Source organism: Serratia sp. A07, assembly GCF_058725505.1.
Genome location: NZ_JBZXDO010000013.1, coordinates 110,790 through 122,452, shown reverse-complemented (window position 1 = coordinate 122,452; position 11,663 = coordinate 110,790). Strand labels below are relative to the sequence as shown.

General features: G+C 58.2%; 13 protein-coding genes. 11 read left to right on the top strand and 2 right to left on the bottom strand.

Annotated features, from left to right (window positions below; genetic code table 11):
* Positions 1–196: 196 nt before the first annotated feature.
* From AC4PR2_RS15120 to AC4PR2_RS15110, 3 genes are read left to right on the top strand one after another with little or no spacing between them, the layout of a single operon-like run.
* A complete protein-coding gene (locus AC4PR2_RS15120; RefSeq protein ID WP_055313676.1) occupies positions 197–724 on the top strand; it encodes a fimbrial protein in 528 nt (175 codons plus the stop codon).
* 50 nt (positions 725–774) lie between these two features.
* Complete coding sequence (locus tag AC4PR2_RS15115; protein WP_100396826.1) at positions 775–1,470, top strand: LuxR C-terminal-related transcriptional regulator; 696 nt, start codon at positions 775–777, stop codon at positions 1,468–1,470.
* A gap of 45 nt (positions 1,471–1,515) precedes the next feature.
* Complete coding sequence (locus tag AC4PR2_RS15110; RefSeq protein WP_055313678.1) at positions 1,516–2,199, top strand: LuxR C-terminal-related transcriptional regulator; 684 nt, start codon at positions 1,516–1,518, stop codon at positions 2,197–2,199.
* 231 nt (positions 2,200–2,430) lie between these two features.
* On the opposite strand, the gene AC4PR2_RS15105 is transcribed toward AC4PR2_RS15110, so the two are convergent.
* On the bottom strand, positions 2,431–2,982 hold the full coding sequence (locus AC4PR2_RS15105) for a tyrosine-type DNA invertase (RefSeq protein WP_141960106.1): 552 nt from the start codon (positions 2,980–2,982) through the stop codon (positions 2,431–2,433).
* 376 nt (positions 2,983–3,358) lie between these two features.
* Between AC4PR2_RS15105 and AC4PR2_RS15100 the strand changes: the two genes are divergently transcribed.
* From AC4PR2_RS15100 to AC4PR2_RS15090, 3 genes are all read left to right on the top strand, one after another.
* Positions 3,359–5,011 (top strand): multidrug ABC transporter permease/ATP-binding protein, encoded by a 1,653-nt coding sequence (locus AC4PR2_RS15100; RefSeq protein ID WP_308344986.1) that lies wholly within the window; start codon positions 3,359–3,361, stop codon positions 5,009–5,011.
* Between the two features lie 386 nt (positions 5,012–5,397).
* Positions 5,398–5,511 (top strand): YmiA family putative membrane protein, encoded by a 114-nt coding sequence (locus tag AC4PR2_RS15095; protein WP_072265486.1) that lies wholly within the window; start codon positions 5,398–5,400, stop codon positions 5,509–5,511.
* Positions 5,512–5,535: 24 nt separating this feature from the next.
* On the top strand, positions 5,536–5,697 hold the full coding sequence (locus AC4PR2_RS15090) for a YciX family protein (RefSeq protein ID WP_197834309.1): 162 nt from the start codon (positions 5,536–5,538) through the stop codon (positions 5,695–5,697).
* On the opposite strand, the gene AC4PR2_RS15085 is transcribed toward AC4PR2_RS15090, so the two are convergent.
* A complete protein-coding gene (locus AC4PR2_RS15085) occupies positions 5,694–6,914 on the bottom strand; it encodes a CynX/NimT family MFS transporter (RefSeq protein WP_070914503.1) in 1,221 nt (406 codons plus the stop codon). The two genes, AC4PR2_RS15090 and AC4PR2_RS15085, sit on opposite strands and share 4 nt — an antisense overlap.
* Positions 6,915–7,417: 503 nt before the next feature.
* Between AC4PR2_RS15085 and agaR the strand changes: the two genes are divergently transcribed.
* Genes agaR through AC4PR2_RS15060 form a run of 5 tightly spaced genes read left to right on the top strand, consistent with a single transcriptional unit; the run spans position 7,418 to position 11,653 of the window.
* Complete coding sequence (agaR, locus tag AC4PR2_RS15080) at positions 7,418–8,191, top strand: transcriptional repressor AgaR (RefSeq protein WP_004931804.1); 774 nt, start codon at positions 7,418–7,420, stop codon at positions 8,189–8,191.
* A 23-nt stretch (positions 8,192–8,214) separates the two neighbouring features.
* Positions 8,215–9,498: a D-tagatose-bisphosphate aldolase, class II, non-catalytic subunit gene (locus tag AC4PR2_RS15075; RefSeq protein ID WP_060422965.1), complete on the top strand. Its 1,284-nt coding sequence runs from the start codon at positions 8,215–8,217 to the stop codon at positions 9,496–9,498.
* Position 9,499: 1 nt separating this feature from the next.
* Positions 9,500–9,976, top strand: a complete 477-nt coding sequence (gene agaV, locus AC4PR2_RS15070) for a PTS N-acetylgalactosamine transporter subunit IIB (RefSeq protein WP_019455696.1) — start codon at positions 9,500–9,502, stop codon at positions 9,974–9,976.
* Positions 9,977–9,990: 14 nt separating this feature from the next.
* The gene (agaW, locus tag AC4PR2_RS15065; protein WP_019455697.1) at positions 9,991–10,770 is read left to right on the top strand and encodes a PTS N-acetylgalactosamine transporter subunit IIC; all 780 of its coding nucleotides are present in this window, start codon (positions 9,991–9,993) and stop codon (positions 10,768–10,770) included.
* Entirely contained in the window at positions 10,760–11,653 is an 894-nt protein-coding gene (locus AC4PR2_RS15060) for a PTS system mannose/fructose/sorbose family transporter subunit IID (protein WP_060441338.1), read from the top strand. The genes agaW and AC4PR2_RS15060 overlap by 11 nt, the downstream gene beginning before the upstream one ends.
* Positions 11,654–11,663: the final 10 nt, after the last annotated feature.

Below are 11,663 nucleotides of genomic sequence, written 5' to 3'. Positions count from 1 at the left end.
TGAGTAGGTTGTGATCTCAGATTACAAACCGGCCAAAATAATTGTCGCGAACCGGCCAGATTAATTGTCGTCAGATAGGCCAGCTCCCTGCCGTCGGGCAGTTCAATGCAACGGCGACCATTCAGGCAGAAATTCAATAAACGGATATTTCAACGGTAGCGGGCCGTGCCCGGCGTTTAACGAGAAGGAATAAAGTATGGGGAAGGTTATTAGCGGTATCAGCTGCAAATTGGCGCTGGCTGGCCTGTTGCTCTTGGCCATGCCGACAGCGCAAGCCACATCAAAACTCGTCATTACCGGCAACATCAAAGCGGCGCCCTGCGAAATCGACGGCGCAAACGGCTCGATTTCGGTCAATCTGGGGGATGACATTTCCGCCGCCGTCCTGGCGACCTCCGGGGCCTCCAGCCCTTGGGTGGAGTTCCCTTTGACGCTAAAAAACTGCCCGAGTACCACCACGTCGGTTGTCGCGACCTTCAGCGGGACGGCCGCTGAGGAAAGCACCAGCTTATATAAAAGCACCGGCGGTTCTCGTCGGGTCCAAATTGAATTGCAAAACAACCAGGGAGCAAACCTGGGCAATGGCAAGAGCATGACCCAGTCAGTTAATCAGGCGACGCATGAAGCCAAATTCAATTTGCGGGCGCGGGCATACAGCACCAATGGCGGTTCTACGCCTGGCTCGATAGAGGGTGTCCTGCAGGTCACTTTTGTCTATCAGTAGACAAAAGACCGTCCTAAGTGGAATGCTAACGACAGATTTAAGGTGATGATATGAATAGTAATTATCCATCAAGAACGACTTTGGCGGCCGGTAAGGCAACGACGGGGGCCGTGGCCATCATGGAGCCCTGCCTCATCACGGCGTTGGGGATGAGAAATCGCTTGATTGAGTCCTGCGGCCTGCAGCCCGACAACGTTCGGCAGGTGACTAACCTGGTGGCATTGAGAACCTTATTCACTCAGCATGTGCACCGCTTATTGGTGATGGATTTGTGCGGTAAATCAGAGTCGGTATTGGACGGTTTCCGGTTGATCGCTGAAGTCCGCGAAAACTCGCCGGACACCGCGATAGTCATTTGCACGGCGCTGGATGAACCCAGACTGCTGCGGCAACTGATCGCCTCCGGCATCAGCGGCCTGATGTTGAAGCAGGAGCCGGCCATTGCGTTGACTCACTGCGTCCAACAGGTTTTGACGGGCTGCAGCAGTTTCAGCCATCGGGTGCGTCAACGTCAGTTGCATGAAGCGACGGCTGACAAGCCCCTGACGGCGAAGGAGTTGGATGTGCTGACCCAGCTGTTTTCCGGTAAAAGCGTAACCAACGTGGCGTTAACGATGTGCCGTGATATACGCACCGTCAGCACCCATAAACGCAATGCGATGTTGAAGTTGGGATTTCACAGCGATGGGGAATTGTACCTTCAGGGGAAATGGATGGCTGCGCAAGGTTCATCCTTTGTTCGCTAGGCATGCGCGAAATGCCTTTCGGCTAAGCAAGCACAGGAGCAGATTATGCATTTATGGCGTCAGCAACCGCTGAACATAGCGATAATGGACAGATGTCCATTAACGTTGGAAGGGTTGGCGAGTTTTTTAAAAACGCTGCCAACCCAGGCAAAAGTCGTCGTAAAGGAAACCAGCGTCCGCGCGGTGGCGGACAGCGTGGTCTATCAGCAGGCCGACGTGCTGATTACCGAAATGGACGGCGAAGATGAGACCGTGGCTCAGGGCAGAGAAACATTGCTGGCTCTGAGCACGCAGCTGCCCGACTTGCGGGTAATCGTCTATACCTGCTGCCAGAATGCAGAAGAGTTAGGGCGCCTGTTGAACCAGCCTAATGTCAGCATCGTTGCCAGAGATGACGCTTTGCCGCTGGTGGCGGAGTTTTTTAATCGCGTGTTGCTGGGGGAACGTGTGTTGAGTCCGCAGATTGGGGCTTTTCTGGCGCCTTCCGTGAGTGGAGAGGAGGTTAGCACGCGAAAGTTGACCCGCTGTGAGAGCGACGTTTTGGCCTTTTTGTTTAACGGTATGAGCCTGCGGCAAATCGCCGAGTTGCAACGCCGCAGCATCAAGACGATCAGCGCGCATAAATGCAGCGCCATGCGTAAATTGCAGGTAAAGAATGACAGCGAACTGTTTTCTTTGCACGGCAATATTACGCGGCAATTGGGGGGGAAATGGTCAAAGGGGACCTAGCTTTTAATGAAAGGGTATGGCGTTATGATTTATCGGCAGGTTTACCGCTAGCATAACCAGTGCGGCGTGCCCCTGGGCGCTGAGGCATGAAAAGCAGCTCGGCGTTAAAGTCGTGCTGGAGTAGGCCGTTAATGACGTGCCGGGCTGCATCTTCCCATCTGATGTTTGTACCAAACTCGATGCGCTGTTTAGCAAAGGACGAGATCCCGCCTAGTTATTCTCATTGTGAGATTAAATGCTGATTGCGCGGAATCGTTCTACGTTGGTCGCGGTGTAGATCACCGTATTCTGGATATTTTTGTGTCCTAAATAATCTTGAATCAAACGCGTATCGATCCCCTTATCCGCAAGGGCGTAGCCGCAGGAGTGTCGCAACATGTGAGGATGGACCTGAACGCTAATACCGGCCATTTCGCCATACATTCTCATTAATCGATACAGCTGCTGACGTGATATTTGTCCGCCGTGGCGCGACAGGAATAACCATGGAGCCTCTGCGTCAGGATAGCTCGTCCGCTGGGTCAACCAATGTAACAGCGCCTGCCGTTCTCGCGGTTGGATCGGATGCTGAACGGAAAACCCGTTTTTCAGCCGGGATATATGGATCCGATTGGAGGTAAGATCAATATCCTCCAGGCGTAAAGCACGCAGTTCGCTAACCCGTAAACCGTGAATAAAGCACATTAATAGTAGACAACGATCTCGAATGCTATTTTTCCCCTCATGCACGGCAGCAATCAGCTGCTCAATTTCAACCTGACTGAGAAATTTCCTTTTTTTCATTTTTCTTTCCTGCGTCTTTGATGTTGGCGATTTCTATCATGAAGTTTTATTAAAGCATTGGAGCATAATGGGCGGCAAAGGAAATAAATAATTTCATTTATTAATAGATGGTTTTTTTATCTTTTCTATTTTTTCATTTTTCAAGTGAATATATTTTTTGTTTTATATGGTTATTTAATTTATTTCATGAGGCTATTTAATTAGCGAATATTTAGCATCTCTGTAAGAGCCTCATGGAGAGTTTGCATCCGTCAGGCAACCACGAGATACCCTCTCTCTCTGATCGGTGCTTGATAAATTGTGATGAGAATTCGTCTTGATCTCATTCTCACGCCGCTTACAATGCCTGCCAGATCGCGACTTCAGAGGTTTTTTCATGGAACTGCTACGGGTGGTTTATCACCAGTACCGTTGGCCATTTCTGGCTGTCATGGCGCTGACCATGGCCAGCGCCGGTTTAGGCATCGGTATCATTGCATTTATCAATCAATACCTGATGGAGGCCGGCGGCAATGCATTGGCCGTGCTGCCGATGTTTCTCGCCCTGCTGGCATTGCTGATAGCGGTCACGCTGGGCTCGCAATTGGCGCTGACGACATTGGGCCATTACTTCGTCTATCGCCTGCGTGGGCAGCTGGTGAAGCGCATTTTGGATACCGATATTGAACGCCTTGAACAATTGGGTAGTGCCTCATTGTTGGCCAGCCTGTCCAGCGATATCCGCAATATTACCGTCGCCTTCGTGCGCTTGCCTGAGCTGGTTCAAGGGGTGATTTTAACCCTGGGGGCGGCGGCCTATCTGGGGTGGCTATCACCGAAAATGCTGGCGGTCACGGCAGTCTGGGTGGCAGTGACCGTCGTGGGCAGCGGCTGCCTGGTGTCACGGGTTTATCGTCATATGGCCAGTTTGCGTGAGTCTGAAGAGCGTCTCTATCATCGTTATGAGTCGGTGATTGACGGTCGTAAGGAGCTGACGTTGAACCGCAAGCGGGCGCAGGCGCTGTACGAACAGGCCTATCAGCCCGATGCGCAAGCTTATCGCTACCATATCATTCGCGCCGACACCTTTCATTTGAGCGCGCTCAACTGGTCAAATATCATGATGTTGGGCGCGATTGGGCTGGTGTTCTTTATGGCCAACAGTCTGGGATGGGCGGACTCGGCGGTGGCCGCCACCTATTCACTGACGCTGCTGTTCTTGCGCACGCCATTACTGCAGGCGGTCGGGGCGTTTCCGACGCTGGTCAGCGCCGAAGTGGCCTTTAACAAGCTGAAGACGCTGCGCCTGGCCGAGTATCAAGCGGCGTTTCCTGCCGCCGTTGGCCGTTCCTGGCAGACGCTGGAGCTACGCGACGTGGTTTTTCACTATGCGGATACCGAACAGCAGCCCGGTTTTGCCGTCGGGCCGCTCAATCTGACGCTGCGCCGTGGTGAGTTGGTCTTTCTGATCGGCGGCAACGGCAGCGGCAAGTCAACGCTGGCGATGTTGTTGACCGGGTTGTACCAACCGGTGAGCGGGCACATCGTTCTGGATGGCGTCGCACAGACCGCGGCGGATATGCCGGACTACCGTCGGCTGTTTTCGGCGATTTTCACCGATTTTCATCAGTTCGATCGCTTGCAGGGGCCGGAAGGTGGTGAACCCGATGCGGAATTGGTCGCCGGCTGGCTCGAGCGGTTGAATATGAAAAGCAAACTGCAGTTCGACGGCACCAGGGTGACCAACCCGCAGCTGTCGCAGGGGCAGCGTAAACGCCTGGCTCTGTTGTTGGCGGTGGCAGAGCAGCGCGATATTCTGCTGTTGGATGAATGGGCCGCAGATCAGGATCCGCAGTTCCGGCGGATTTTCTATCGCGAGCTGTTGCCTGAATTGCGCGCGCTGGGCAAAACGGTGTTTGCCATCAGCCATGACGATCACTACTTTGAACACGCCGATCGGCTGCTTGAGATGCGCTCAGGCCATTTACGCGAGTTGACCGGCATTGAGCGTGAACACGCCAGCCGGGATTCCGTCAGTAGAATCGGTTAACTCACGCCGGCCCGGGCGAGACTAAAACGGGCCGGTGCTCCCCCGCAGGATTTCAGTACGTCGCTTCATTTTCTCTCCCCCCTTCAGCGCGGTCTGTTGCCGATTTGCCTTATGACCAGTCAAATAATTGACTGCTGAATTATTTACTAGTGGTTTAATTTTGACCTCTCAAGGTGTGGCACACTGCACATTCGTTCGCCTATCAATACAAGTTAACGGCTGCCGATAACAAGGGTATCCACGGTGCCGTCCTTACTGAGGCTGCAGTGCAGGTCTATGGGTAGCAGCAGTTTTTTAAAATGCCATAGGAAAAAACGACTTTATCGATCGTTAAAATAGATCAATAATCTCAATTTGAATGGTTTAATCTATTGGTTGAGGGCGCTGTGGTGAGCAAGGATGGATCAGATATCAAACGTAAAGCATGGCTGTGCGTATTTATCGGGAGTGGGCTGTTTTGGCTACTCATCGGCGCCGTGATTTATTGGTTACTGAATTAAGTAGGTTAAGCAGGAAGGCGACTTGTGAACAAAAAGCAGGCTAAAAACCGTGAGGGCGCACAGCGTCGTGCGCAGTCCAAAATTCCGCCTTCGTGGGTGTTGAGCGATGAGCAACGCGCCTTCATTGAAGACTTGTGGCAGGATAGCGCGCCTGAGCCGGCACGGCCCATCGCCCAACGGCGCTAGCTGATCACGCGGCTGCGGCCGGCCAGCGCGCCGAACAGCATTTGCAAAACGGTCAGGCACAGCAGGACGATCAGCGGCAAACGCCAGCCATCCGTCAGATCGTGCAGCAGGCCGAACAACGTGGGCCCCAGCGCCGCCAACAAATAGCCGACGGATTGCGCCATACCCGACAGCAGCGTCGCCTGATGATGATGCTGACTGCGTAAGCCAAAAAACGACAGTGCCAGCACCAGCGAACTCCCCGCCCCCAATCCGGCAAACGTCAGCCACACCAGTGAACTGGCGGGTTGCACCAATAATCCTCCGACGCCGATAAAGATCAGCAGGGAACTGCCCAGCGCGATTGCCCGCTGATCGCGCGCCCGCGGCAAAATCACCACCATGACAAAGTTGGCGACGATCGCGACCACCTGGTAAACGAACAGCTCGAATCCTGCCTGCTGGGCGGAAGTGCCGTGGCTGGCGGCAAAGGCGCTGAACCAACCGATGATGGTGTAGAAGGCGATCGATTGCAGCCCCATGAACATCGCCACTTGCCAGCCCAGCGCGCTGCCCCAGGGAGAACGATAGCGCTGTGGCTCCGTCGGCTGCGGTTCTTTGGTGGCGGGAGTGGCCGAGCGCCGTAGCTGCGGCAGCCACACCAGCAGCGCCAGCAAGGCGGGCAAACCCCAGCACAGCAAAGAGAACCGCCAGCCGAGGTCGGCCAGGGCAGCCAGCGGCACCGCCAGACCGGAGGCGATGGCAGCAACCAGTGACATCACCGCCGCATAGGCGGCGATCATCGCGGCGGCCCGATGCGGGAAATCTCTTTTCACCAGCGTCGGCAGCACCACGTTGGCGAAGGCAATGGCGGCGCCGATCAGGATGCTGCCCGGCCAGAGCATGGCGTCTTGCGGCAGGGAACGTAGCGCGATGCCGCAGACCAGCAGCGCGAGGGCGAGGCCCAGGGTGCGCTCGATGCCGATGCGTTTCGCCAGCGCCGGAGTCAATGGCGAGAGAACGGCGAACAGGATCAGCGGCAACGAGTTGATCAGGCCGGCGGCGGTGGCGGACAACGCCAGCTGTTGCTGGATCTGCTCCAACAGTGGGCCGACGCTGGTCAGGGCGGCGCGCAGGTTGGCCGCGATCAGCATAATGCCGACGATCAGCAGGACAGGGCGGTGTAAACGGCGACGCGGGGTCGCGGTGGACGTTGGGGATGAAGCGGGTTGCGGCATGGGTTCCTCGCACCAGGGCATGCAGTCAATCAGTGCTGCATGGCGTGATGCGTTGATTGACGTTAACGCTTACGTACCGACAAATTGGCGGTATCCGATCGCAAGTGTAGGGAAGATGGCTCACGCTGACAAGGGGACGGGCCGGCGGGATGATGGCGGTTAACCCCTGCCGGCCGCAGGATAATTGCCATTATGTGATCCTGGTCACTGAGTGAACTAAAAGTCATGGCGCGGGGCGCGCCATGCGCCGCTTTCGCTTTCCTCACCGCCGGCTCCGTGGCCCCCCGGCGTTCGCGCCCGTCATGGCATTTCACTTTTCCCCCTTTCCGCTTTTTGGCTTTTCGATCCGTTTCGATTCGAAAGGTTTTTTGGCGGTTTTTTTGCTAAAACGGGGCTGTAAGCCCGATCACAATTTCATTGCTTTCGCTTTGCTGTAATGCCAGCGCAGTAGAGCGAAAGCCATCTTCTCCCCGGCGATGCCGGAAACCTGAGGACCGCAGCTCATGCCAGTGAATACCGCAAAGCGACGTGAACACATCATCGATCTGTTATGCGAGCACGGCAGCGTACGCGTGGAGCAGCTCAGCAAACAGTTTGCGGTATCCACGGTGACGATCCGCAACGATCTGCGCTTTCTGGAACGAAAAGGGTGTGCGCTGCGCGCTTACGGCGGCGCGATGCTCAATCAGCAATTCGCTTTCGATCGGCCGCTGCGGGACAAAGGGCGGTTGAATCGCGACGTCAAAACGCTGATCGCCAACGCGGCGGCCGGCTATGTGCGCGACGGCGATGCGCTGATCCTCGATTCCGGTTCCACCACCGCGCAGATCGTGCCGTTCCTGAAGGGGCGGCGCGATCTGGTGGTGATGACCAATGCGCTGAACATTGCCTACGAGCTTTCGGGAAACGACGGGGTGGAGGTCATGGTGCTGGGGGGCAGCGTGCGCCGCAACTCTTACTCGCTCTACGGTCCGGCTGCCGAGCAGCAATTGCGTCAGTACCGCTTCGACAAGCTGTTTTTGGGCGTCGACGGGTTCGATCTGAGCGCCGGCATCACCACGCCTCACCCCGGTGAGGCGCACCTCAATCGCGTAATGTGCGAGGTGGCGCGCGAGATTATCGCGGTGGCGGATGCCAGCAAATTCGGTCGCAAGAGCTTTTGCATGATTCGCGAAGCCGGACAAATCCATCGGCTGATCACCGACAGCCGTCTTCCGGACGATTACGAGCGGGCGTTAACCGAGCTGGGCGTGGAGGTCATCATCGCCGATCGGTAGCAGGGCGCCTGCATGGGGGCTTCATGCAGCAGTTGTTACAGCTTGTCGAGCAGCACAAGGCCGGTATGCCGGTCGGGATCTTTTCCGTCTGTTCCGCCCATCCCTGGGTTCTGAAGGCCGCGCTGCGGCAGGCCAAAGCGCGCGGCACGCCGGTATTGGTAGAGGCGACGTCCAACCAGGTCAATCAGTTCGGCGGCTATACCGGCCAAACGGCGGCCCAGTTCCGCGATGCGCTGTGGCGCCTGGCGGATGAGGTTGGCCTGGCGCGCGAGAGAGTGTGGCTGGGCGGCGATCATCTGGGGCCCAACGCCTGGCAAGATCGCCCGGCTCAGGAGGCGATGGCGCTGGCGGAAACCTTGATCGACGATTACGTTCGCGCTGGATTTCGCAAAATTCACCTCGATTGTTCCATGTCGTGCGCCGGCGATCCCTCGCCCCTGGGGGATGCCACGGTCGCCGAGCGTGCGGCGCGCCTGTGCGCGGTGGCGGAGCGGGCCTGGGCGCAGAGCGGCGGCGAAGCGCCGGTTTATGTGATCGGCACCGAAGTGCCGGTGCCGGGCGGCGCGCAGGAGGCGCTGGCGGGTCTGCAGGTCACCACGCCGCAGGCGGTGGCGCAAACGCTGGAAACGCACCGCATCGCCTGGCAAAAAGCCGAGCTGAACGATGCCTGGCAGCGAACTATCGCGCTGGTGGTACAGCCGGGCGTCGAGTTCGATCACCACAGCGTTGAGCATTACCAACCGCAGCGCGCCGACGCATTGAGCCATTTCATCGAACGGCAGCCGGGCATGATCTATGAAGCGCACTCTACGGACTACCAACCACCGCAGGCCTACCGCCAACTGGTGCGCGATCACTTCGCCATCCTGAAGGTGGGGCCGGCGCTGACCTTCGCGCTGCGCGAAGCGCTGTTCGCCCTCGATCGCATCGAGCGTGAATGGCTGGGGGAACGCCAGTCGGCGCAGCTGTGCGCCACGCTGGAGCAGGTGATGCGCGAGCAGCCGCAGCAGTGGAGCCGCTACTACCACGGCACGCCGCACCAGCAGTATCTCGATCGCCACTACAGCCTGAGCGATCGGGTGCGTTACTACTGGCCGCAGCCGCAGGTGCAGCAGGCGGTCGACGGTTTGCTGGACAACCTGCGCCGCAGCCCGGCGCCGCTGGCGCTGCTCAGCCAGTACCTGCCGGATCAGGCGCGGGCGATGAACGCCGGCGAATTGAGCGCCGATCCGCAGGAGTGGGTGCTGCATAAAGTGACGCAGGTGCTCGACGATTATCACGCCGCCTGCTACCCGGAGGGCCGCTAGCATGCCGAACATTTTAATGACCCGTATCGACAATCGCCTGGTGCACGGCCAGGTGGGCGTGACCTGGACCAACACCCTCGGCGCCAACCTAGTGGTGGTGGCCAACGACGAGGCGGCCGCCGATCCGGTGCAGCAGAACCTGATGGACATGGTGGTGGCGGAAGGGGTGCAGACCCGCTACTTCACGCTGCAGAAAACCATCGACGTGATCCACAAGGCGGCGGATCGGCAGAAGATTTTTCTGGTGTGCAAAACGCCGCAGGACGTGTTGACGCTGGTGCGCGGCGGGGTGCCGATCCGGTTCGTCAACGTCGGCAATATGCACTTCGCCGAGGGGAAGCGGCAGGTGCACAAAACGGTGTCGCTGGACGACGGCGACGTGGCCGCGTTTCGCGCGCTGGCGGCGCTGGGCGTGGAGTGCGAAGTGCGCCGGGTGCCGGATGAGGCGGGCGAGGCGATCGGCAAACTGCTCTTTTGAGCCAGGGGGAAAGCATGTTGACGGATGCGTTATTGATTGCGCTGTTGGCCGGGCTGGCGGGGGTTGACCTGTTCGACGGCCTGACCCACTTCCACCGGCCGGTGGTGATGGGGCCGCTGGTGGGGCTGATTTTGGGCGATGTCTACACCGGGTTGCTGGTGGGCGGCACGTTGGAGTTGGTGTGGATGGGGATGGTGCCGCTGGCGGGCGCCCAACCGCCTAACGTGGTGATTGGCGGGGTGATCGGCACCGCGTTCGCCATTCTGACCAAGGCCGACCCGAAAGTGGCGATCGGCGTGGCGGTACCGTTCTCGATTGCGGTGCAGGGCTGCATTACGCTGCTGTTTACGCTGTTCTCGCCGATGATGCACCGCTGCGATCGCATGGTGAAGGAGCTGAACTGGCGCGGCATCGAACGGGTGAACTATCTCGGCATCAGCATCCTGTTCATCTTCTATTTCGTGGTGGCATTCCTGCCGATTTACTTCGGCGCCGATGCGGCCAGCGCCATGGTGCAGAAGGCGCCAGGCTGGCTGCTGGACGGGTTGGCGGTGGCGGGCGGCATGATGCCGGCGATCGGCTTCTCGCTGCTGATGAAGGTGATGATGAAAAAAACCTACGTGGCCTATTTTATCCTTGGCTTCATCTCGGTCACGTTCCTCAAGCTGCCGATCCTGGCGGTGGCGCTGGGTGCCCTGGCGATCGCCCTGATCGACTTCTTCAACACGCAACGCGGCGCGGCAGAGGCGACGGCCCGGCCCGCTCCGCAGGAGGACGCCGAAGATGGCATTTAACGATTCCGACGATCTGCTGGCGCAAAAGGCCGAGCAACGCATGGCGCAGGCGCTGGCCACCAGCCAGGTGGAGCAGGACGACTACCTGGATAACCAACCCGCCGAAGCGCTGACGCGCGGCGACATCAACCGCATGGCCTGGCGTTCGCTGCTGCTGCAGGCGTCGTTCAACTATGAACGTATGCAGGCCGGCGGCTGGCTGTATCAGCTGATCCCCGGGCTGCGCAAGATCCACCGCAACCCGCAGGATCTGGCCAACTCGATGAAGATGCACATGGAATTTATCAACGTGCACCCGTTCGACGTCACCTTCCTGTCCGGCCTGGTGCTGGCGATGGAACAGAACAAGGAGAAGATCTCCACCATTCGCGCGGTGAAAGTGGCGCTTATGGGGCCGCTCGGCGGCATCGGCGACGCGCTGTTTTGGCTGACGCTGTTGCCAATTTGCGCCGGGATAGGCGCTTCGCTGGCGCTGGAGGGCAGCCTGTTCGGGCCGATCGTCTTCCTGCTGCTGTTCAATCTGTTTCACTTCGGCCTGCGCTTTGGGCTGGCGCACTACGGCTATCAGGCCGGCACCAGCGCGCTGGCGCTGTTGAAGACCCACACCCGGCGCATTTCTCATGCCGCGTCGATCGTCGGCATGACGGTGATCGGCGCACTGGTGGCCTCGTATGTGCACCTGTCCACGCCGCTGGTCATGCATGCCGGCAAGGCCAGCGTGGCGCTGCAGACAGACGTGTTGGACAAGTTGATGCCCAACCTGTTGCCGCTGTGCTTCACGCTGCTCATTTTCTTCCTGATGAAGCGCGGCTTCTCGCCGGTGAAGCTGATTGGCGTCACCGTAGCGATCGGCGTAGCGGGCAAATTTATCGGCATTTTGTGAGGAGTGGGGT

Bases quoted from the DNA above. Each gene is read 5' to 3' on its own strand.
- AC4PR2_RS15120 (WP_055313676.1), top strand. From the start codon at position 197: ATGGGGAAGGTTATTAGCGGTATCAGCTGCAAATTGGCGCTGGCTGGC.
- AC4PR2_RS15115 (WP_100396826.1), top strand. From the start codon at position 775: ATGAATAGTAATTATCCATCAAGAACGACTTTGGCGGCCGGTAAGGCA.
- AC4PR2_RS15110 (WP_055313678.1), top strand. From the start codon at position 1,516: ATGCATTTATGGCGTCAGCAACCGCTGAACATAGCGATAATGGACAGA.
- AC4PR2_RS15105 (WP_141960106.1), bottom strand. From the start codon at position 2,982: ATGAAAAAAAGGAAATTTCTCAGTCAGGTTGAAATTGAGCAGCTGATT.
- AC4PR2_RS15100 (WP_308344986.1), top strand. From the start codon at position 3,359: ATGGAACTGCTACGGGTGGTTTATCACCAGTACCGTTGGCCATTTCTG.
- AC4PR2_RS15085 (WP_070914503.1), bottom strand. From the start codon at position 6,914: ATGCCGCAACCCGCTTCATCCCCAACGTCCACCGCGACCCCGCGTCGC.
- agaR (WP_004931804.1), top strand. From the start codon at position 7,418: ATGCCAGTGAATACCGCAAAGCGACGTGAACACATCATCGATCTGTTA.
- AC4PR2_RS15075 (WP_060422965.1), top strand. From the start codon at position 8,215: ATGCAGCAGTTGTTACAGCTTGTCGAGCAGCACAAGGCCGGTATGCCG.
- agaV (WP_019455696.1), top strand. From the start codon at position 9,500: ATGCCGAACATTTTAATGACCCGTATCGACAATCGCCTGGTGCACGGC.
- agaW (WP_019455697.1), top strand. From the start codon at position 9,991: ATGTTGACGGATGCGTTATTGATTGCGCTGTTGGCCGGGCTGGCGGGG.
- AC4PR2_RS15060 (WP_060441338.1), top strand. From the start codon at position 10,760: ATGGCATTTAACGATTCCGACGATCTGCTGGCGCAAAAGGCCGAGCAA.